The 23,132-nt window shown below is 48.6% G+C and carries 18 protein-coding genes; 14 read left to right on the top strand and 4 right to left on the bottom strand.

Features of this window, described 5'->3' with window-relative positions; all coding sequences use genetic code 11:
• From ACO1NU_RS08350 to ACO1NU_RS08340, 3 genes are all read right to left on the bottom strand, one after another.
• A partial coding sequence (locus tag ACO1NU_RS08350; protein WP_448818018.1) for a transposase occupies positions 1–284 on the bottom strand: 284 nt, incomplete at its 3' end.
• Between the two features lie 24 nt (positions 285–308).
• Complete coding sequence (locus ACO1NU_RS08345; protein WP_448818017.1) at positions 309–1,208, bottom strand: helix-turn-helix domain-containing protein; 900 nt, start codon at positions 1,206–1,208, stop codon at positions 309–311.
• Between the two features lie 9 nt (positions 1,209–1,217).
• Positions 1,218–2,192 (bottom strand): alpha/beta hydrolase family protein, encoded by a 975-nt coding sequence (locus tag ACO1NU_RS08340; RefSeq protein WP_448818016.1) that lies wholly within the window; start codon positions 2,190–2,192, stop codon positions 1,218–1,220.
• 276 nt (positions 2,193–2,468) lie between these two features.
• On the opposite strand from ACO1NU_RS08340, the gene ACO1NU_RS08335 reads away from it, so the two are divergent.
• The 14 genes from ACO1NU_RS08335 (at position 2,469) to ACO1NU_RS08270 (ending at position 20,106) form a co-directional block, all read left to right on the top strand.
• Positions 2,469–2,798, top strand: coding sequence for an ArsR/SmtB family transcription factor (locus ACO1NU_RS08335; RefSeq protein ID WP_448818015.1), 330 nt, complete (start codon positions 2,469–2,471; stop codon positions 2,796–2,798).
• A 53-nt stretch (positions 2,799–2,851) separates the two neighbouring features.
• Entirely contained in the window at positions 2,852–3,700 is an 849-nt protein-coding gene (locus tag ACO1NU_RS08330; RefSeq protein ID WP_448818014.1) for an arsenite methyltransferase, read from the top strand.
• A gap of 60 nt (positions 3,701–3,760) precedes the next feature.
• A complete protein-coding gene (locus ACO1NU_RS08325; protein ID WP_448818013.1) occupies positions 3,761–4,177 on the top strand; it encodes an arsenate reductase ArsC in 417 nt (138 codons plus the stop codon).
• 15 nt (positions 4,178–4,192) lie between these two features.
• On the top strand, positions 4,193–5,278 hold the full coding sequence (gene arsB, locus ACO1NU_RS08320) for an ACR3 family arsenite efflux transporter (RefSeq protein ID WP_448818012.1): 1,086 nt from the start codon (positions 4,193–4,195) through the stop codon (positions 5,276–5,278).
• Between the two features lie 27 nt (positions 5,279–5,305).
• Positions 5,306–5,467: a hypothetical protein gene (locus ACO1NU_RS08315; RefSeq protein ID WP_448818020.1), complete on the top strand. Its 162-nt coding sequence runs from the start codon at positions 5,306–5,308 to the stop codon at positions 5,465–5,467.
• Positions 5,468–5,587: 120 nt separating this feature from the next.
• On the top strand, positions 5,588–6,178 hold the full coding sequence (locus ACO1NU_RS08310; RefSeq protein ID WP_448818011.1) for an RNA polymerase sigma factor: 591 nt from the start codon (positions 5,588–5,590) through the stop codon (positions 6,176–6,178).
• 76 nt (positions 6,179–6,254) lie between these two features.
• Entirely contained in the window at positions 6,255–7,409 is a 1,155-nt protein-coding gene (locus ACO1NU_RS08305; protein ID WP_448818010.1) for a FecR family protein, read from the top strand.
• 248 nt (positions 7,410–7,657) lie between these two features.
• Positions 7,658–11,062, top strand: a complete 3,405-nt coding sequence (locus ACO1NU_RS08300) for a SusC/RagA family TonB-linked outer membrane protein (RefSeq protein ID WP_448818009.1) — start codon at positions 7,658–7,660, stop codon at positions 11,060–11,062.
• Between the two features lie 21 nt (positions 11,063–11,083).
• On the top strand, positions 11,084–12,673 hold the full coding sequence (locus ACO1NU_RS08295) for a SusD/RagB family nutrient-binding outer membrane lipoprotein (RefSeq protein ID WP_448818008.1): 1,590 nt from the start codon (positions 11,084–11,086) through the stop codon (positions 12,671–12,673).
• 18 nt (positions 12,674–12,691) lie between these two features.
• Positions 12,692–13,693: a glycosyl hydrolase family 18 protein gene (locus ACO1NU_RS08290; protein ID WP_448818007.1), complete on the top strand. Its 1,002-nt coding sequence runs from the start codon at positions 12,692–12,694 to the stop codon at positions 13,691–13,693.
• A 21-nt stretch (positions 13,694–13,714) separates the two neighbouring features.
• Positions 13,715–15,052 carry a glycosyl hydrolase family 18 protein gene (locus ACO1NU_RS08285; RefSeq protein WP_448818006.1) on the top strand — a complete coding sequence of 446 codons (1,338 nt, stop codon included), beginning with the start codon at positions 13,715–13,717 and terminating at the stop codon, positions 15,050–15,052.
• Positions 15,053–15,064: 12 nt separating this feature from the next.
• On the top strand, positions 15,065–16,237 hold the full coding sequence (locus tag ACO1NU_RS08280) for a DUF5009 domain-containing protein (RefSeq protein WP_448818005.1): 1,173 nt from the start codon (positions 15,065–15,067) through the stop codon (positions 16,235–16,237).
• Positions 16,238–16,241: 4 nt separating this feature from the next.
• Complete coding sequence (locus ACO1NU_RS08275) at positions 16,242–18,863, top strand: family 20 glycosylhydrolase (protein WP_448818004.1); 2,622 nt, start codon at positions 16,242–16,244, stop codon at positions 18,861–18,863.
• 109 nt (positions 18,864–18,972) lie between these two features.
• Positions 18,973–20,106 (top strand): acyltransferase family protein, encoded by a 1,134-nt coding sequence (locus ACO1NU_RS08270; protein ID WP_448818003.1) that lies wholly within the window; start codon positions 18,973–18,975, stop codon positions 20,104–20,106.
• Positions 20,107–20,253: 147 nt separating this feature from the next.
• On the opposite strand, the gene ACO1NU_RS08265 is transcribed toward ACO1NU_RS08270, so the two are convergent.
• Entirely contained in the window at positions 20,254–23,043 is a 2,790-nt protein-coding gene (locus tag ACO1NU_RS08265) for a glycoside hydrolase family 2 protein (RefSeq protein WP_448818002.1), read from the bottom strand.
• Between the last annotated feature and the right edge of the window lie 89 nt (positions 23,044–23,132).

The raw sequence follows: 23,132 nt of genomic DNA, 5'->3' as shown, positions 1-23,132 counted from the left end.
TTGGCTGAGACTTTTTTTAAAAAGTCATTCTCCACTTTCAGTTGCCCGATCTGGGCGTAGAGTTTCTCCGTATCGACCGTTTCGCTCTCTTGGGAGGAAGATCCTGGACGATCAAAAATACCCGGTAGCTTTTCTAAAAGCTCCGATTTCCACTTCGAAATAACGATCGGACTTACATCAAACTTCTTACCCAATTCGGCTAAAGTTTGCTGGTTCTTAATGGCTTCCAAAGCCACTTTGGCTTTAAATGCAGACGTAAATTTGCGTCGGATTTGCTTGCTCATCTCTTTAGTTAAGTTAAGAATTTTTTAACTAAACAAATGGTCCGGATTTAGGGGAGTGTTATATAGTTTGCTAAAAGACTGAGGATGTTCAAATCCTAATGCATAGGCTATCTCGCTTATCGAAGCATTGCTGGTCGACAAGTGTTCCTTTGCCTTTTCAATTAAGTGGTTATGAATGTGCTGTTGCGTATTTTGTCCGGTCAGTGACCGAAGCATATCACTTAAATAACTTGAGCTGACATTTAACTGGTCAGAAAGAAACTGAACAGTTGGAAGCCCGGGCCTTTTCGCTTGTGCTGACTGAAAATAAGCACTTAAAATGTCTTCTACTTTTCGAAGAAGATCGCTGCTTACCGCCTTTCGGGTGATGAACTGCCGGTTGTAGAACCGGTTGGCATAATTGAGCAGCAATTCGATCTGAGAAATAACAACGTCCTGGCTGAAATTATCAATTCTGCCCTTTAATTCTTCTTCAATACTTTCAAAAACTGAAATGATCGTAACTTTTTCTTTTTCTGATAGGTGCAGCGCTTCATGGACAGAATAGGAAAAAAATCCATACTCTTTGATCTTTCTGGCGAGTTCGTAACCAAGTAAAAGATCCGGGTGAAAAAGCAAAGTATAGCCAGACTGGTCACTGAGTGGGGCGTGGCCTCCTGTGATTTGATTCGGCGAAACAAAAAACAAGCCCCCCTCGTCGAAATCGTAGTAATGCTGTCCGTATTTGAACTTGCCCCTGAAGTTCGTCTTGTAGGAGATCTTGTAAAAATTCAAAATGTGGGGACTGGGAAGCCTTTCCAGCGGAACGGTCCCTTCAGCATTATTTATCAAACTCACCAAGGGGTGCATAGGTGCCGGCATACCCAGCGCCTTATGCAACCTTGATAAAGAATTGAATCTATGGTTAGACAGGTCATTCTTCATTTTGTCTGTTTATGATTTACTTTCAATGCTGCCTAATGCACCATGTACCCCGTTGAGGTTTTTCTTTGCTTGTTCCCAACTCGTATCGTTTGGATCAAGGGTACTCCGAATATACGCAAGAATGGTTTCACATACAAAAGCAACACGGCCCGGATCTTCATCACTTGTCTCGTGGGCATCATAACCTGAAATGCCCCCAAAGATGTGTTCAGCGCCAAACACTGTCAACAGATCTTTCGGACCCGGGCTTTGATGATAAGCGTCTGCTCGCCAGTTGTCCACATCAGAGAACATGGGGTTCTTGTCTTTGTCACCGTTGACTATGAGCGCTGGTAAGTTCATCGTGCTAAAATCGGAAGCTGACAATACAGGATAGTGATGTCTAGCTGCTTCGTTCAATCCTTCAGGACCGCCAGGTAAGCCAATCAGTACAGGAGCTTTTATCCGTGGTTCTGTTAAATTCAATATTTTGCCAGTTGAGGGATCCTTCACCTCCATGCCAGCAAGCATAGCAACCGTATGACCGCCTAAAGAGTGGCCAATAGCTGCAAGCTTTGCTTTATCAACTCTTCCGGCTAAGCCTGGTACTGTTGAAATAATTTCGTCTAAATGATCCAGAATGAATATCATGTCCGCTGGCCGTGAACTCCAAAACAAGGGTGCTTCTGGAAGGGATGAAGAAAGCGCAAGTGCTTTTGAATTTTGATGAGTAGGTTGGATGACTACAAACCCCTCTGCGGCAAAAAAATCTGCAACCGGGCCATATCCTCTGTAAGAAGAGAGGAAGTTAGAAGCGCCGTGCCCGTGCGATAGAAGAATGACAGGCAGGTTGTTTCCGATCGCTGGAAAAGAAACTTTCATTTCAAGGTCTACATGGCGACCGGGAACCGGTAATACAACCGGACTAAAGCTGATGATGGGTGTTTGTGACTGTTTCATTTTATTATTGATTAAATTTTGATATAAGCAAAGGTCATCAGTCATCAACTCCCTGGTGTAGTGAAATCGGGCTATTGCTTAGCCAAAATCAGGAAACGGTAGCGATCGCCAGGTGGAGAATGTTACAGGGATGGATACAGGCGCAGAAGCATACATGCTTTGACTCAGCTACCCAGCTGCGTCCATACTTAGAGGGGAGATAGAAGGACGGGAAGAGAAGACCTTGTAATCGTTTTTCAGGGCAAACTGCCAAATCCTAAGGAAATATTTTTTTGATTCTAATCATGGTAGTATAAAAGTATAATCGTAATATTGCAATGAATGGGAGCGACTAAAACAGAAATATTTACAGAACAGCAGAACAGGATGGCGATTCTATTAAAAGCAATCGCTCACCCTGCACGAATCGCCATTTTGCAGGAAATCATCAATAGAAATGCCTGTATTTGTGGTGATCTGGTCTCTGAGCTTGGGCTCGCTCAAGCCACAATATCTCAGCACCTAAAAGAATTGAAAAACGCCGGACTGATTCAAGGCACCATCGAAGGGGCCAGTGTATGTTATTGTATTAACCCCGAAGCTTGGGAGACTTTGAAGAATGAACTGGATGGATTCTTTCATTCGTACAAAGGGCCGACAACCTGTTGCTAAAAAAATTTAAATAGAAGTATCGCAATATTGCAATAATCTAATAGCCAAATGTCATGAAAACAGATGATCAATTAAAAGAACTTGTAAGGCAGAAGTATAGCGAAATAGCACTTCAGGATAAAGAAACCAATCAGTCGTCATGCTGTGGGGCGGGTGGTTGCAGCACCGAAGTCTACAATATCATGAACGATGACTATACGAAATTAGAGGGCTATAATCCTGAAGCAGATTTAGGTTTAGGTTGCGGACTTCCAACCGAATTTGCAAAGATGAAGCCGGGCGATACCGTTATCGACCTTGGTAGCGGTGCCGGGAACGATTGTTTTGTAGCGAGGTCAGAAGTAGGGGAACAAGGAAAAGTTATCGGTATTGACTTCACTCCGGCTATGATAGAAAAAGCTCGTTTAAACGCTGATAAACTTGGATTCAATAACGTTGAGTTCAGACAGGGTGATATCGAGAAGATGCCTCTTAGGTCTGATGTGGCCGACGTGGTTGTAAGCAACTGTGTTTTAAACCTGGTTCCAAACAAGGATGGTGTGTTTAAAGAGATCTTTAGGGTGTTAAAACCAAAGGGACATTTCAGTATATCTGACGTGGTTTTAATCGGCGATTTGCCGGATGGATTACAGTCTGCAGCTGAGATGTATGCCGGCTGCGTTTCCGGCGCAATTCAAAAAGATCAATATTTAGAACTTGTTCAATCAAACGGGTTTAAGAACATTGTCGTCCAAAAAGAAAAGCAGATTCATATTCCGAACGATATTCTGGTGAATTATTTAAATGAATCCGAGATAGCTGCTTTTACATCCGGCAATACCGGGATCTTCAGCATTACCGTATATGCAGAAAAGCCAGCGCCTGAAGGAGCGGCGTGCTGTGGAACAAATTGTTGTAATTAAAATTAATGGAATTATCCTGTAAACACCTCAGGATGGTTTCTCAACCTTTAAACAAGATACATGAAAAATATTCTAGTGCTTTGCACCGGTAACAGCTGCAGAAGTCAAATTGCAGACGGATATTTAAAACACTTTGCGGGTGATAAAGCGGCTGTCTACAGCGCCGGTATAGAAACGCATGGAGTAAATCCCAAAGCAATCAAAGTAATGGCGGAAAACCAGATTGATATTTCCGGGCATACATCTAACCATGTTGACGAATATCTGAACATCCCGTTTGATTATGTAATAACGGTTTGCGATAATGCTAATGAGGCATGTCCCTTCTTTCCCGGAACGGTTGAACGTTTTCATCAGAACTTCCCTGACCCCGCAAAAGCGTCTGGCTCAGAAGAAGAAATATTCCAGGAATTTGTCAGGGTCCGGGATATGATAAAAGTGTATTGCGAAAATTTTGTTAAGCGGCATCTTTCGTAAATAACACCAGAATTTATGTCAGCAACAAATTGCGCTCCGGCAGCAGAACGCAAAAAACTTGGATTTCTAGACAGGTATTTAACCCTATGGATCTTCCTCGCCATGGCTATTGGAGTAGCGATAGGCTACTTTCTGCCATCTTCGTCCGGCTTTATCAATTCCTTTTCGTCCGGCACTACTAATGTCCCCTTGGCGATCGGATTGATCCTGATGATGTATCCACCTCTCGCCAAGGTAAAGTATGAAAATATGGGCGAAGTATTCAAAGATACCAAAGTACTCGGTGCTTCACTCTTCCTCAACTGGGTAGTAGGGCCGGTACTGATGTTCTTCCTGGCCATTTTCTTTCTCCGTGATTATGCTGAATATATGGCTGGGCTGATCCTGATTGGTCTTGCCCGTTGTATTGCCATGGTGGTGGTGTGGAATGAGCTTGCAGAAGGAAATCGTGAATACGGAGCCGGGTTGGTTGCCTTGAACAGTATCTTTCAGGTCTTACTATATAGCGTTTATGCTTATATTTTCATCACCGTATTGCCGCCCTATTTCGGACTTGATTCCCTTCAGATAGAGATTACGATCGGTCAGATAGCTGAAAGCGTAGGTATTTATCTGGGTATTCCATTCGCACTAGGTATCATCAGCCGGTATGCTTTAATCAAAATGAAAGGGGAAGAGTGGTTCCAGGAAAAATATGTTCCGTTCATTTCGCCGATTACGCTGGTGGCCTTGTTGTTCACCATTGTGGTCATGTTTAGCCTCAAAGGCGAACTGATCGTACAAATTCCCTGGGACGTAATTCGTATCGCTATTCCCCTCGTGGTTTACTTTGCCATCATGTTCCTGGTGAGCTTTTTCATGGGCAAATCCTTTGGAGCGGATTATTCCAGGAGCACTTCCATTGCATTTACTGCAACCGGGAATAATTTCGAACTGGCTATTGCCGTAGCTATAGGAGTATTCGGAATAAACTCGGGGCAGGCATTTGCAGGGGTAATCGGACCTTTGGTAGAGGTGCCCGCTTTGATAGCCCTGGTTAACGTAGCATTCTGGCTCCGGAAGAAGTATTACAGGACTGAGTCAGGCGCAGGGGCTAAATAGTATGCTGCCTGAGTTAGAACTGGACTCATTGATGAATTCTACCTGGTTGTTCATCCTGTTATTGCGGGTCAGGGGAGACCCTGGTTTCCTGCGGGAAGCCTGACTGACTTCTTAAAACTAAAACTGATACATACGCGCACGTTCGAAAATGGGTGCGTTGCACATCATTATGCCCGGAAGCTTTCCTAAACTTGCATACCAACTGAGGAACTGGCCAATTTTTGTTACCGTGTTTTCGCTTGAAATTCATTAACTTTTTCTAGTTTTAGTGAAATGATACGGGCTTTCTTAAAGAAAGAAGGTAAAAAAATGAAGCACAGGGACGAATTTTCGCTTCTTCAGGACATAGCAGCCGGTAATACGACCGCTTTTAAGGTAGTCTATGAACATTACGGTCCCCCTGTTTGCTCTTTTATCAGAAAATATCTGCGGTCTGAGGAGCTTTCCGACGATATCTGCCAAAACGTTTTCATCAAGATCTGGGAACAGCGTGAACAGCTATCCGGAGTTAGCGAATTCGGTGCATGGGCGTTCACCATCGCCAAAAGGCAGTGTATAGACTTTTTGAAGAAGGCTTCCCGCGAACAATCAGCCATGAGCATGATCCTTTCTGCGTATCAGGCAGATGCCAGTCCAAGTGAAAACATGCTTTACACCAGGGAGTATCTTCAGTTTATTGAGGGTGTTCTGAACCGTATGCCGCCAAGAACGGTGGAGGTTTTTCGGCTCTGCCGCCAGCAGTTCAAAACGTATGATGAAGCAGCAGAGGAACTCGGCATCACGCGCGATGCCATAAAGAAGCATATGGTGCGCTCCATGCGAATACTGAAAGACTCAGCTGAAAAAGAACTCGGTGTTTCCTTTACGCTGCTTTTCATCCTTTTGAATACCTGGGAATAACATCATGGTATAATTATTTTAATATAAGGGTACCCTCTTTCCAGTTTCAGCCGACATACTGATAAATACCGTCTCCATGTCGCTTTCCGATCAAGAACATATCAAGGAACTACTTGCCAGGTACAAAGCTGGTGAAGCCAGTCCGGAGGAGCTGCAGGCGCTCCTGGGACTGATCGGCGAAGAGCGCTTTGATAAACTCCTGGAACAGGATATGGACGGGGAGATTGCATTGCATCTGTCCTCCGTTTCCCCCAAACGTAGTGCAAAATCTTGGCCCCGCTATTTCGCCGCTGCCTCCATCTTTCTCTTACTGGGTACGGGTATCTACCTGTATCAGAGAAGCCCGGCACCAGCCACAGAAAAAGAAGCCAAAATCAGAACCATAGTAACAGATGTTGAACACGGTTCCTCCAGGGCAACGCTTACCCTGGCAGACGGACGTGTTATAGACCTCAATAATGCTGCCTACGGTACCATATCAGGGCAGGATGGAATAAAAATTTCAAAACGTAAATCTGGACAGCTGATCTACCTGGCGGAGGAAGATGGCTGGGGACAGCCGGCAGGAGAGGAAATAGCTTATAACACGATCACGACCCCGAAAGGCGGGCAATGGCAGGTCATCCTTCCCGATGGTTCCGCCGTATGGATGAATGCCGGTTCAAGCCTTCGTTATCCCACACGCTTCAGTAAGGAAGGGCGACAAGTTAACTTAACGGGCGAAGCCTACTTTGAAGTCGCTAAAGCAATCGATCCCACCACGGGTGGGCGCATGCCTTTTATTGTCATGACCGGCAATCAGAAAATAGAAGTACTAGGCACGCACTTTAATGTCAACGCCTACACAGATGAAAAGATTGTCAGGACCACACTACTCGAAGGCAAGGTACGGCTCTCTTCTCCGCAGACGCCTACATCCATTGAACTAAAGCCGGGCTATGAAGCTGTGCTCAACGATCAGCGCTTTACAACAGCTAAAGCAGATGCACAGTTCGCGCTCGCATGGAAAAACGGGGATTTTATTTTCGACGGTCAGGATTTGAAAGCTACAATGAGGCAAATTGCCCGCTGGTACGATGTTGAAGTAGTTTACCAGGATATGCCTGATGAAGTGCAGATAGGCGGTACAGTTTCCAGGAATAAAAAGCTCTCCGCAGTGCTCCGTGCACTTGAGCTAACAGGTAAAGTAAAGGTTGAAACACAGGGTCGTAAAGTGACCCTAAGCAGATAACTAGTATTCACCATAAAACTCAAATGTATGTCCCTAATTCTACGATGTTAAGCTAAACTGAGGACAAACGAAAGAAACGTAAAGGTGCTGGTAACACCTTCACGCAATCATCTGAGTTCGTCCCTTCCGGCATAGCCGGCCTTTGTCAGTAATCAGGTATTCACTCAAACTCAAGCAAAAGTATGCATTTTAATGCTATTAATCTTGGCAGGCCACTTCTATGGCTGCCAACTAAACTACTCTTGGCTGTGAAACTAACTATTCTCTTGCTCTTCGTCGGCGCCATGTCTGTCAGTGCGGGATCTTTCGCACAAAGGATCAGTATGGATAAGAGAAACGTTCCCCTTAAAGCGGTTTTCCAGGAGATCAGAAAACAATCGGGCTATGACTTTATTTTCGATGAGAACCTCATTAGCAGGGCCCGCCTCGTTAGTCTTTCCATTAAGAACGCAGAGCTGACGCAGGTGCTCGATAAATGCCTCGAAAACCAGCCGCTCACCTACGTCATCCAGGAGAAGATCGTCGTTGTAAAAGAGAAAGAAAGACGTGCCTTCAGGCTGCAGGGCCTCATCAAAGATGCAAAGGGGACGCCTCTCCCTGGCGTCGTGGTCGCAAACGTAAATAAAAGCCTCTCTGTCGCCAGCGACCAGTCCGGTCGCTTCAGCATTGATGCCGATCCGGGCGACATGATTCGCTTCCGCATGATCGGCTTCTCTGAGCACTCGGTGGTTGCCGAAGAGGGACAGCGAGACATTACCGTCATCCTTACCGAAACAACTGTTGAATTGCAGACTACCGTGGTAACAGCCCTCGGTATCAAAAGGGAACAGCGTGCACTCGGATACGCGGTGTCTGAGGTGGACGGCGAAAGTCTTAAGAAGGCCCGTGAAACAAATGTGATCAACTCACTGGCGGGTAAGGTGCCGGGACTGATCATCAACAGTACGGCAGCTGGACCTTCCGGTTCATCACGCGTCATCATTCGCGGAAATACCACCGTGACCGGCAATAATCAGCCGCTGTATGTGGTCGACGGTATTCCGATTGATAACTCCAATTACGGAGGTACCGGTTCGGGGATGTATGCCCAGGGATATGATTTCGGGGATGCGATTTCGGCCATCAATCCGGATGATATCGATAAAATAAGTATTCTTCGCGGACCCTCTGCTGCCGCTCTTTATGGTGCAAGGGCCGCAAACGGCGTGATCCAGATCACCACCAAGAAAGGGAGAGGGAATTCGGGGATAGAGCTGAACAGCACGACTTCATTTGAAGATCAGCTCACCAGTTTTGACGGTTACCAGTATCAGTACGGACAGGGCAGGAATCAAACCATTAACACTTCAGCGGATCAGGCCAGGACCTCCATGTTCAATAACTTCGGTGCGCGTCTGGATCCTGATCTAAGCGTGATCTCCTATGATGGCGTCTACCGGCCTTACCAGAAGGTGGAGGATAACATCGGCGGTTTCTTCCGTACGGGAGTCACCACAACCACTACGGTATCGCTGAACAGCTCTACTGAAAGAGGATCATTCCGTCTGTCCGTCTCCGACCTGAGGAATCGCGATATTATCCCTGAAAGCGGGATGCGCAGAAATTCCTTCACCTTCAACGGAACCTCCAATTTCGGTCCCAAACTGACAGTAGAAGCCCGGGCGTTCTACATGAATGAAAAGGTTGATAACCGTCCCGCCCTCGCAGACGACCCCGGCAACATTGGTAATGCTTTCATCGGCCTGGCTAACAATGTCGACCAGGACTGGTTCGCCCAGAAATATAAAAATGCCGACGGATCGTACATTGAGTGGGGCGGAGGCCAGTACCGCCTGAATCCCTACTGGGTCATCAATGAAATGCGCAACGAAACAGGCAAGAACAGACTTCTCGGTGCGTTCCAACTGAACTACAAGGCCACTTCCTGGTTAAGCCTGCAGGGACGTGCCTCTACAGATCTTACCTATATCGATTTTGAGAAGTTCAGTCCCCGCACCACGCCAGGATTTATCACCGGCGCACTCGATCAGATCAATCGTAAATATGTCACCACTGAAGCCGATGTGCTGGTCACAGCGGAGAAGCAGGTTACCAGGTCCTTACATCTTTCGGCCCGCTTCGGAGGAAGTATCTCCCGGGTGCATAATCAGGCAGACAATATGCAGTTCACCAATCTGACAGTGCTTGATGCGATCACGCCGACCAGTTTTACCGACAAGAATATCGTTCAGGTGCCCTATCGCAAGCATCTGAACTCTGCCTACGGATTGTTCAGCGCCTCTTACAAGGGCTATCTCTATGTCGACGCAACGCTGCGGCAGGATGCATACTCTACGCTCTCTAAATCCTATACGTATCCCTCATTAGCTACGAGCTTTGTCTTCTCGGATGCATTGAAGCTTAATAAGAAGTTCCTGAGCATGGGTAGGATCAGAGCGGATATATCCGAAGTGGCCAGCGATACCGACCCCTATTTGCTTGATCTTTATTATGCCGTGAATCCCCTGCCATTTGAATCTATTTCTTATGGGGGATTGAGCACGGATGTGATGGCCAACAAAAATCTTGTTCCTACCCGCACGCGCTCATGGGAAGTCGGTACGGAGCTTCAGTTCTTTGGTAACCGCATTGGTCTCGACCTGACCTATTACAACCAGCGCTCCCGCGACCAGATCAACCGGGTACCAGTACCTGTTTCATCCGGATTCGCTACCCAAACGATCAATGCAGGAGTGGTGACCAACAGAGGTCTTGAGATGATGCTGAATGCAAGTCCCTTTACCAAAACAGCTTTAAAATGGAACTTCAGCCTGAACTTCGCGAGGAATATCAACAAAGTCGAATCCCTTGCCGATGGCGTTCCCTTTCTCACTTTGTCTGAAGCCAGATGGATGGGGGTTGCTGTTATAGCCAAACCGGGAGAGGACTATGGTTCCATATTGGCGTTCGACTATCAGTATGATCCGCAGGGAAATCTTGTCCTCGACCCAAATACCCTATTGCCTATGCAAAGTACTGAAAGGCAGGTAGTGGGTAAAGGGATCTACGACTGGACCGGAGGTATGAGCAATACTTTAAATTTCAAAGCCTTTACGCTGAATGCCCTGATCGATGTGAAATACGGCTCAGACCTGTTCTCCATGACCAATCTTTTTGCAGCAAGCAGAGGAAGTCTCAACACTACTCTCGAAGGCCGGGAAGAATGGATCGCTTCGGAAGAAGAGAGGCAGTCGCTGGGCTATACCGCAGAACAGTGGAGAGCAATGGGACGGGTCAAAGGGCTGGTTCCGCAAGGCGTGGTGATGGACGCAGACGGGAAGTATGTACCGAACACCCGCGCAGTCGATCCTTCGGTTTACTGGCCACAGATTGTCGCCAGCGGTGGCGTCGCCAGGCCCTATATCTATGATGGTTCCTATGTCAAAATGCGTGAGATCTCCCTGGGTTACAGCTTTCCGTCGAAACTGGTCTCCCGCTATGGCATCCGCGACCTGCAGCTTTCTGTGGTCAGCAGAAACCCCTTCATCATCTATAAGGACACACCAAACGTTGACCCCGATTCGAACTACAACAACGGCAACGGGCAGGGACTCGAGTACGGCTCCCTTCCAACCAGACGCAGCTGGGGCTTCAACCTGAACTTTAGATTTTAAAAACTTATCATGAGATATAACATGAAGACGAAATTAACTCGACATCTGCTCCGGTTGCTGGTCATCGCCGGAGTAATGAGTTCCTGTAATAAGTTCGAGGCTACCAATATAGACCCTTCGCGGTCCAGCAATCTCGATCCCGCGCTGCAGCTGACCAACGTACAGCTTCGTTTCTCCGGTGATCTGGAAGTAAATGAAAAGCTGGGTCTTGTTTTTACCATGCCGCTCGTGCAGCAGATCGGAGGGATCTGGCTGAACAGGAACGGACAGTTCTACGTGTATGACAGGAACTACCTTTCTTCGCTCTGGAATAACACCTACAATAACGATGTCGTCAATATTGTCGATGCGGTAAACCGGACGAGCGGAGATCCTGCCAAGTCAAACATGAATGCCGTGTGCCGGATCATGAAGGTCTATGAGTTCGCGCGCCTGACTGATGTGTATGGCGATATTCCCTACAAAGAAGCCGGAAAGGCGTATTCAGACGGTATCATACGGCCGGTGTTTGATAAGCAGGAAGATATTTACAACGATTTCTTTAAGGAGCTGACCGAAGCCGCAGCTCAGCTGGATGCATCAAAAGATGCGGTGACGGGTGACCTGTTCTACCGCGGCAATATAGAGTCCTGGAGAAAGTTTGCCAACTCACTCCGCCTGCGCTATGCCATGCGGCTGGTCAAGGTCAATCCGGAGAAAGCCAGGCAGGAGGCCGAAGCTGCCGTCCAGGCCGGGGTATTTAGCTCCAACGCCGAAATGTGTAAAATGAACCATCTGAATATCCAAAATACGTATACAGATGTCCGCGGAAACGCCGTATCTGCTGCCTTCTGCCAGTCGGAGGTGATTCCGCGCGTTCAGAATACCTTTATCGAGCAGCTTCGCAGCACCAACGACCCGCGTCTGTCAAGGCTCGTCAAATATTATATTGATATCGTCAACAGGCCCTTTGAACGGATCGATATCACGGCTCCTGTGGTGGCCCAGATCGGATACAATGGCGTTCCATCCAATGAATACATCTGGGACGGCTGGCGCAATCCCATCACCATTGATGTTCCAGGAAGAGGGACCATGCAGGCCGTGAATAACGATCAGAAGGCACAGCTCGCCAACTTTATGATCCGGAATGACGCTCCTTATCTGCACCTCACGTATGCAGAGGTCGAATTCCTTCTGGCTGAAATGGCAGTGCGCTGGGGTAGCAATAACGGTGGAACAGCCGCAGAGCATTATGCCAGGGGCATACAGGCGGCGATGGGACAGCTCAGTCTGTTCCCTGGTGGACCTGTAATTCCCGATACGGAGATACAAGGCTTCATCAGAGCGAACGCACTTCTGCCGGGCAGGGAGATCGAAATCATTAACCAGCAGTTATGGATTGCCCTTCTGCTGAACGGCCCTGAGGCCTATGCGAACTGGAGAAGGACAGGCTTCCCGCGCCTGACTCCGTCGCCAAACTACGATTCATCCATTCAGACAATTCCCCGCCGCTTTGAATACCCATTACTTGAACTGGAGCAAAATGCAAGCAATGCAGCAGCGGCCGTTCAGTCGATCGGACCGGGAGGCAACGTCTGGACAAACCGTGTATGGTGGGACAAGCCCTGATGCTTAACAAAAAAGAACATGATGAAACAGATCAAAATATTATTCCTGCTCAGCCTGCTTTTTTCGCTGCTGGCAGGCTGTGAGAAGTCCAAAGCTGAAGAAGGGCAGAAAGATGATGCAGGCGCAGAACGCAGCCGGCCCTTTGTAGTCGGCTATCTCTTTAGCAGCAGCGATAACCTGAATGCCGCATTTGCCTCTCTGGATCTCAGGCACATCACCCACCTCAATATCGCCTTCCTTAATCCCGGAGCAGATGGCCTGTATAAACCGGTGAACAGGTTGGCAACAATAGTGAAGCAAGCTCAGGATCAGAAGGTCAAAATTCTCTTCTCAATAGGTGGAGGAGTGCCGCCGCCGTACCTGAAAGACCTGCTCAAACCGGAGAAGCGTTCTACCCTGATCAATGAGCTTGTGAAGTTTGCAGTCGACAATAACTTTGACGGCATCGATGTGGATATTGAGAATGAGTTTATCGACGAAAACTATGAGCCTTTCGTGCTTGCTCTTTCCGCTCAGCTTAAAGCACTCAACAAGATGATCACCTCGGCGCTGAATACCTGGACAGGGAAGGCGGTGTCTGACAAGGCGCTTGCCGTTTATGACATCATCAATATCATGTCCTACGATCAAACCGGTCCATGGAACAAAGAGCGGTCCGGTCCCCATTCTACTTTTGAGGCTGCTCAGGCAGACCTGGATTATTGGATCAATACCCGTAAAGTTCCGGCCGCGAAGGTCACACTGGGACTTCCGTTCTATGGCTACGGCTTCGGTCCCGCTATAGCAGAGAGTTTCTCTTACGGCGACATTGTGAAGCAATGGCCCGGCACTGAGCTCCAGGATCAGGTAGAAGTTCCCGGACAAGGAACCATTTATTACAACGGCCTGCTCACCATCCGCAAAAAAGTAGAGCTGGCCCGCTCAAGGAAAGCAGGCGGGGTGATGATATGGCAGCTGCTGGGTGACGCTCCGGGAGATAAGTCCCTGCTCAAGGCGATCAATGAAGTTCTATCCGATTAATTACTGTTAATCTATTTCAACATGAAGAAGCTTAGTTATTTTCTCTTATTTATATCTTACTTGCTGGCGTCGTGTGCTAAAGAAGATGAGCCGGATACCTCCAATTACTTCCCGCGGATCTTTGACGGGGGGCTCGTTTTTCAAGCCCCTTCCCGGATCATTCAGGAGGGAGAGTCAGCGGTGTATACCGGGTTGCTTTTCTCACCGAAGCCTGTAGAAAAGACAAAGATCAGCTGGAAGGTCAACGGCCAGGAAGTATCCACCGACACGGCGTTTACCTTTGCTCCGAAGGAAGGGGGAGAGTTTGAGATCAAGCTGGAGGCCAGCTACAACGGGCAGACGGCAACCCGCATCTCCAAAGTGCTCGTTAGCCCTTCAAGATATACTCCCAAGCCCGCTGCTCGCACCGTTATGTCGTATCTATCAGAGAATGCGACTGCCGCAGGTATTAACTGGGGCGATGTGACACATATCGCTTTTAACGGCGCAAGAGTCCTGCCTGGCGGAAGTGTGGATTTCTCGAAGTCCAACCAGAATCAGAACCTCGACGAACTCGTAGCAAGGGGACATATCAACGGCGTTCCTGTCCTGCTTGGCGTCAGTGGCCGGCTCTCGGGCGTTGACGGCTGGTCCCTCTATAACAGCAATGATTTCGGATCATCGATCAGTGATCCTGCCCTCAGATCCTCGCTTGTGGAAACACTGGCCAGCTACGTTCAAGCCCACCGCTTGGATGGGATTGATATTATGATGACAGATTTAAGTAATGACGATCCTGCCATCGCCGGAGGCAATGCTGCTGCGGTGACACCGTTCCTGACGGCCTTAAAAGCAGCATTGCCACAAGGCGCACTCGTCACAGTAACCGTCACCACCAACTATATGCATTGGGAGTATGCCAATCTTTCAGCAGCCGACTGGATTAATGTTCATGCATTTGAAAACGGCGTGACGGTCGGTCCCGGTGCGAAACCCGGACAAGCCTCTCCGTTTAATTTTATGACTGCAGGAGCAACGATCTGGACCAATAAGGGTATTCCCGCCAATAAACTCGTGCTGGGCATCCCGGCCTTCGGTCTGAGGTACAACGAACTCGATGCCAACGGCAACAATGCCAGTTGGGGATCTTATGAGTACATGCCCTTTTCAGCTATTCTTGCAGCTGATCCGGGAGCTCTGGAGAGAGACTCCTCCACGACCATTGCCAAGGGAGTCTACTATAATGGCAAACCGCTTGTCAGCCAGAAAGCTACGTATATTAAAAATCAGGGTTTCCGTGGCGCATATGTATGGGCCGGCAACTACGACGCCGCTGAAGCGAATTCGCTGATCAAAATTATATCAGGCATCTTAAAGTAGACGATCAGGACTGTGAAACCGCCCCGTTCAATTGCTATCGATGCCTTCAGAGCACTGATCATGCTCCTGATGATCTTTGTCAACGATCTCTGGACCCTCCATCATACTCCCGGCTGGCTCGAGCACGTGCCAGCCGATGTGGATGGTATGGGTCTGGCCGATGTGGTCTTCCCGGCGTTTTTGTTTATTGTAGGACTCTCCGTACCGTTCGCTTTGGAAAGTCGCCGCCGCAAAGGCGACAGCCCGATCGGGATCTTTATACATATCCTGTCGCGCACCTTTGCCTTGTTGCTTATGGGGCTATTTCTGGTGAACGCCGAAATGTATGGTAAAGCCGGTTTGCTCCCCCGGAACATCTGGATGATCTTGCTTATCATCGCTTTTTTCCTGATCTGGACAGCATATAAAGATCCCGGAGCCACGAGCGTGAAAGTAAGGAAAGCTTGCGGATTGCTTTTTCTGCTGGTCCTGACCTTTCTCTATGGCAACGAAGATTCGTCCGGCATTAAAGCTATGGGAGTGCACTGGTGGGGAATCCTCGGCCTGATCGGCTGGGGATATTTCAGCGCTTCCTGTGTTTACCTGTTTTCAAAGGGCAAGCTCTTTATCCAGGTCATCGCCCTGGTGTTTTTTCTTTCTTTCAGCGCGGCAGCCTCTCTCGGCTGGCTCGGGTTCCTCGAACCTGTTCGTTCCTATATCTGGATCTCCGGTGATGGAGCCATGCCTGCTTTATGCATGGGTGGGGTGATCACCGCTGTTCTTTATAGAAAATACGATATCAAGCGATCGATGTTCTGGATCACGCTGGGCCTTTTTACTTTAGTGATGACGGCGCTTGGCTTTATGAGCCGTCCACTCTGGGGGATCTCCAAGATCCACGCCACGCCATCCTGGGTACTCATCTGTTCAGGCATCAGCCTGATCTGCTTTATGCTGATTACCTGGATCACTGATCTCCGGCAAAAAACAAAATGGTACACCCTGATCAAACCGGGCGGAACGAGTACGCTCACCTGTTACCTGCTGCCCTATATTCATTATGCATTGATCTCCATGATGGCACTGCAATTACCTCCCGAACTAAGGGAAGGAGGAGTAGGCATCCTGAAATCCCTGCTTTATGCACTTGCGATTATTATATTTACAGGACTACTGGAAAAAAGAAATATTCGCCTGAAAATTTAACTGTATGAAGATAACCATGTACGAACTTCCCAAAAGCTTACTTTCAGCGTTGCTATTGATCTCTACCGTCACAGCAAGTGCAGAAGCGCGAGTACCATCCCGACTAAATGACAAAACAAAACACAACCCTTTTGTAACAAGTGGACCCATGCAGAACACCCAACGTGCACTGGCTACAGACAGTATTCCCCTTACACTCACATGGGAAGTCCTGGAAAATAACTACAACGGAACAAGAGAAACCCGCTCCGTTCTGAAGATCAGCAACACAGGCAGCGAAGTCTTTCCCGCATCCGGTTGGACGATCTATTACAACGGCGCCGCTGTCTGCTCTACAGGTGCCGACACCGCCGCCATTTCCGCACAACTGATCAATGGTGACTTTCTGAAGATCATGCCGGGAAAAGCCTTCGCAGCATTAGCTCCCGGTAAGACCTTCCAGGCTGCTTTTCTATCCAGAAGCCTGAAAAACATCACGGATTATCCCAAGGGCTTTTATATCATATTTAATGATCGTCCCACTCAGGCATACATTCCCAGACTGGTCACAAGATCCCTGACGGACTATCCAAAACGGGAGGAGCAGCTCGCTGCGCGGAGCTTCCAGCAGAACGCGCAGATCACCAATCTTCCTCTGGAAGCGCTGCCTCCGGTGTTTCCAACGCCTGCGAGCTATAAGAAGAACACCGGGTATTTCGAGCTAAAGAAAGTGATGACTGTATATGCAGATGCAGCATTCCGCGGCGAAGCGGATCATCTCCGGGCAGAAGTGCTGAGACTGACAGGTACAAACCTGACATCTTCGAACCAGAGATCCGGTGCGAGCATCGTGATCAGCAAGAAAGCGATGCCCTCAGTTGAAGCATACGAGCTTCTCGTCAGCCCGGAGCAAATCACGATCACCGCATCATCTCCCGCAGGTGCCTTCTACGGAATTCAATCATTGACGATGTTGTTTCCTTCCGATAAAGCTGCAACAACCGCTCAGCCTAAGAAGATCGCTGCTGTCGAGATAAAAGATCAGCCGCGCTTTGGTCACCGTGCCTTTATGATGGATATTGCCCGAAATTTCCAGTCCGTATCCCAGATCATGAAAGTGCTCGACATGATGGCCTTATACAAACTGAACGTTTTTCATCTTCACATGAGTGAGGATGAGGGCTGGCGCCTGGAGATACCCGGACTGCCGGAACTCACCGAAGTCGGCTCCCGGAGAGCTCACCCATTCCATCCGCACCAGGCTATCCAGCCATCTTATGGATCGGGTCCCGACACCCTGAACCGTTTCGGAAGCGGACATCTCAGCAGAGCAGATTATATCAAGATCTTAAAGTATGCTACTGCACGGCACATCAAAGTAATTCCGGAGGTTGAGACCCCCGGCCATGCAAGAGCAGCCATCAAAGCGATGGATGCGCGTTATGAGCGACTGATCAAGCAAGGCGATAAAGCCGGGGCCGAAAAATACCTGTTGCGCGATGTGAACGACAAGTCGGTCTACCGTTCCGTCCAGGGCTTCAACGATAACGTCATTAATCCGGCTGTACCCTCCGTTTATACCTTCCTGGAGAAAGTTACCGACGAGATTATCGCCATGCACCGCGAAGCAGGCGCCCCGATCGAAACGATCCATTTCGGTGGAGACGAAGTACCCGGGGGAGTATGGGAGCGGTCGCCCGCCGCAGAAGCCTTGATCCAGCGTGATAAATCCATCGGCACGGTCGACGAGCTCTGGTACTATTTCTTCAACAGGATCAATACCATGCTCGCCTCCAAAGGTCTGTACACCTACGGCTGGGAGGAGACCGGTATGAAGAAGGCCATGGTAGACGGCAAAAAGAGAATGGTGGTAGAACCCCGATTCGCAGGAAAGAACTTCCATGTTGACGTTTGGAATAACCTCTCCGGAAATGAAGACCTCGCTTACAAGCTGGCCAATGCAGGCTACAAAGTCATACTCACAAACGTTACCAATATGTACATGGATCTGGCCTATAGCGAAAGCTATGACGAGCCCGGACAATACTGGGGCGGTTATGTGGATGTCGAGAAGCTCTTCCGCTTTATTCCGTTCGACTACTACAAGAACCAGACGGACAGGGAAACCGACGAGCCGCTTCCCAAATCGTATTTCGACAAGATGGAGCGACTAAAACCAGAAAATAAAGCGAATGTAGTCGGCTTGCAGGCACCCCTCTGGAGTGAGATCATCACCAGTGCGGAGAGACTGGAATACCTGCTTCTGCCTAAAGTGCTGGGCCTTGCAGAACGCAGTTGGGCGCCCGATCCTGCCTGGGCGAACGAGACAGACGAAAGTAAGGCAGCTGCTCTGTACAAGAATGCCTGGTCTGAGTTTGTGAATACCCTTGGCAAAAAAGAGTTGCCGCGCCTCGACCAGCATGCAGGAGGATTCCAGTACAGAATTCCGCCAGCAGCATATGTCAAAGAAAACGGTCAGCTAAAGGCTAACGTGCTTTACCCCGGATTTACCATCCGCTATACAACAGATGGTACAGAACCAACTGTGCAAAGCAAAGTCTTCCCGGGTGAGATGAAGGATGTGCCGGGAATATCCCTGCGCGTCTTTAATCAGGCTGGAAGGGGAGGAAAGACGATCAAGCCCTAGGCAAAGCAATACCCCCGGGGAACAGGAACCCCCGGGGGATTGCTAAAAAAACCACGCGATGCGATTCAAGCTTTTCAAGAACGACCGATAACCAATTTGAATACCTCAAATGAATGCTACTCAATCTGCTCCCCTCAGGTATCTCTCACTGGATGTGCTGAGAGGCCTGACAGTTTGCCTGATGATCATCGTAAACACCCCGGGCGACTGGGGGAATATCTATGCCCCCTTCAGGCATGCAGAATGGCATGGCTTTACATTGACGGACCTGGTCTTTCCGACTTTCCTGTTTGCAGTTGGGAATTCGATGAGTTTCAGCATGAAAAAGCTGGGGGACTTATCCCAATCCGCTTTCCTCGCCAGGGTTTTCAAAAGAACGCTCATCATATTTGCGATCGGCTATTTCCTGAACGGCTTTCCTTTTTACAAGCTGCAGAACGGAGAAATCCATCTGGTTGATCTGACCAGCATCAGAATCATGGGAGTACTGCAGCGGATTGCGATATGTTATTTCCTGGCCTCCCTGATGATCTATTATTTTACAAAGAGAACGGTCCTGATCGCCAGCTGTGCAATTCTCTTCCTGTATTGGGCCATCCTGTGCTACTTTGGAGATCCAGGTGCACCTTACAGTCTGGAGGGCAATGCCGTGCTTAAGTTCGATCTTCTCTTCTTTGATCCCGCCGTATTGTATAAGGGCTTCGGCATTCCGTTCGACCCTGAAGGCCTTTTGAGTAGCCTTCCCGCAATTGTCAATGTCACTGCCGGCTATCTTGTCGCCGATTACATACGCGAAAGCGGGCATGCCAAAAAGAGCTTGCTAAAAATGATGCTTCTGGGTTGGCTGCTGGTTGCCATGGCTCAGCTATGGAACCTGTACCTTCCGATCAACAAACCGATCTGGACCAGTTCTTATGCCCTACATGCTATCGGTCTCGACCTGATTATTTTGTGCGTCCTGGTGTATGTTATTGAAGTATGTTCGATCAAACGCTGGACCTATTTCTTTGAAGTGTTCGGCAAAAATCCTTTGTTCCTTTACGCCTTATCCGGAACCCTCATCATGATCCTCTATTCCATTCCTACAACAGAATCGACCGTAGCGCAAGAGATCTACGCAAAGCTTTATACCAGGCGGCTGGCGGATAAGAATGCCTCGTTGTTATTTGCGATTTCATACATGCTGGTATTATGGTGTATCGGGTATGTGTTAGACCGGTTAAAGATTTACCTCCGGGTTTAGAGATTCTAGACAAATACAGCGATCTTCCATATGTAGTTAAACAGGCATTTCAAGGAAAAATTAGTGTTTATCTCATATTAATCTCAAAATCAGTAGCCGTTCGAACAGAAACGCCTGCTGATCAACCCTCAACAGTATGTAATGCCATCAAGACGACAAATCAAACCTGAAATAAAGTCTGTTCCTCATATTTGGCGTACCACTAAACTCCTTGAACCGGTGCAGCTGCGATTGTGGACCCATTTCCTGTGCACCACCGAACTTGGTTCCTACAGCCGGAATCGCATCCATAAAGGAGATATTTCCCTGCGGATACTTAGGAAAGGTGTAGTTTTTCTTCGGATCGTACTGACGCTGGATACTGGGTGTAAAAAGATGCAAAGTCAGATCTTCTGATGCCGAGTAGACTTCAAAAGGAGTGGGGCATTGAAGGGACATACCGTAGAACAGACTATAGTACCCTTTGAACTCCGGATATTCCCAGACCTCTCCTGTTATTGCATCGTTGTACTTCTTGTTCCAGACATCAAGGGAGCCCCCCTTCATGCGGTTGTTATACACCCGGTAAGGTCCATTGGCAAGCAGCTGAGCCCCCCGAATATCTTTCTCAGGGAAAGTAAATGTGACCCCAGCCATCTCGATATTATCCTGAGGGCGGTAATAATAATCTAACTGCAGTACCCCGCTGGCAGCCATTGCCCAGGTAAAGCGATACGCTTCACGGCCACCCCTGTAATTGTAGGTAACCTCTATTTTGCTGCTGTTATCCGAGCGGATAAGCTCCACCTTCTTACATTCTACATCCCTGCTGGTGATCAGTACAGGACCGTCTGTCAGCGGAATCCGTTGTCCTTTATTGATCACTTCCTTCAGCATCCCGCTTTCCTTGCCAATCCGAACGGTAACGCCAGAAGCCGTAAGGTTGTAAAAGGATGCATCTTCGCTGAGTTTTGACCCTTTAGGATCTGAGGCTATCTTGTTCAATATCCGCTCCGTAAAGAAAGCCGGAGAGCGCAATTCAAAGCTCCAGGTAAAGATCTCCGCGCCCCGTTGGTCTCTTGCAGTCAGATGCAACACATCAAATTCCTTCCAGTTTTCGGGCAGAGCTAATTTAAGCTGTCCTTTTCCGCCCGGGGCAAGGTCGGGGGCACTGAGGGTACCGCTTATGTTGTCCGTGTTCCCGTTCAGGGAATTGAACCTCGACAGTCTGTACGAAAAGCTGCAGGTGTTCGTATTGGTAAAGTCGTAGCGGTTCTCCAGGTTCAGTGTACCATCCCAGGCCAAAGTGATGTATTTCTTCTCGATGAAGAGGGGCGACCATATTTCTTTGATGGTGTAAAAGCTTCCTTCTTTCTCGCGGTAAGGCCCTACAATCCCGTCGGCTCCGTGATCTTTATCGGTATCGAGTATCCCATTCTTATCCGTCCGTACCACAGCCTGATCAGCAAAGTCCCACAAAAACATCCCTGCCGAAAGTGGATTGGAGAGCATCAGGTTCCAGAAATCATCCAGTCCCGCACCATGGCCGCCGTCGTACAAGCCGTGGATCAGCTCGGTCGGCATAAAGATGTCTCGGCCATTGAACATATTCTTGATGCCCGAATTATACGTAATATAGTGAGTGGTATTAATTCCCCCAAAGTGCGCAAAAGGATGAATCACAGGTCTTTTCTGGATGTCGAGCTTCGGAAACAGCGGGTCAAGGTCGAAGTTGAAGCCTCCTTCATTGCCGTTTGCCCAAAAGATGATGGAGGGATGATTGATATCGCGCTTCACCATTTCGTTGGTCAGTATGGTCCCCACTTTGGTGTCATACGGCGGAGACTGCCAGGCACAGAGCTCGTTGATCACGTACAATCCCAGCGAGTCGCACAGTTCCAGGAAATGCTTGTCGGGCGGGTAGTGCGACATGCGGACCGCATTCATGTTCATTTCCTTCATCAATTTGATATCGGTCAGGCTATGTTCTCTGCTCGTCGTTCTACCCGTAGTAGGCCAATAGCTGTGCCGGTTAACTCCCTTGAACCGTACCTTTTTATCGTTGATGTAGACGCCGTCCCGCTCTCTTAGTTCCACTGTTCTGAAGCCGAACCGCTCCGTGATCTGGTGCAGCGGTTTACCCCTTTGTTCGACGGAGATCACCGCATGGTAAAGCTGAGGCAACTCAGGCGTCCAGGCGCTGATTCCCGGGACAGTGGTGGATGCCTGCAGACGAGCGGTCTTTCCCGCCGGATCGGATCGGAACGACTTCACCTTCCTGCCGCCCTTCACATCAAAAATGTCCACCCGGAGGTTCGCGTTGGCAATCTCCTTATCCAATATGACCTCCATATGGAAGTCTCCATTATGTTTAGCATCAATGCCGGAATACTCTATGTGGGTCTTTAGGACTGCCTCCAGATATACCGGCCTGAAGATACCGCCGAAAACCCAGAAGTCTGCTTCCCGCTCGGCGGCGTTCACCGATGCGTTGGCCGACATTTTGCTTACCTCCACTTCGAGCTTGTTGACCTGTCCCGTACCAACAAGATCCGTGATCTCCCGTTTGAAGCGGTAGAATGCACCCTGGTGGACGTCACCCGCCTGTTTACCGTTGATCATGACCTTCGTGTCGGTCATGGATCCATCAAATACCACAAACACCCGTTTATCTTTCCAGCCTTCAGGAATCCTGAAGCTTGTCCGGTAGATGCCCTTCTCAGCTGCCATGTTCTTATCATGGCCGTAATTGTACTCCCCGAATCCTTCCAGTTCCCAGCAGGAGGGCACCTTTATTTTGGTCCATTCCTTGCTTTTCCGGCCGGCAGTACAGAAGAAGTCCCAGAGGACAGCATCTTCAGGACCCGCTCCTGAGAGTAAAAGTTTTTCTGTTTTTTGAGCCTGTAAAGTATTTCCGATGAACAAGAGCAGGAGTGCGGCAATAATTGGTCTGAACATGCTATTCCTTATTTTTCTGGCGGTTAGTTTTAGGTTACGTTCCGGAAAGATAACATTTTGCTGCATAGCAATTTGTATACATTTCCCGA

Source organism: Arcticibacter sp. (assembly GCF_053551015.1).
The sequence above is the reverse complement of the archived record's forward strand: the minus strand, read 5'-3'. Positions and strand labels throughout refer to the sequence as shown.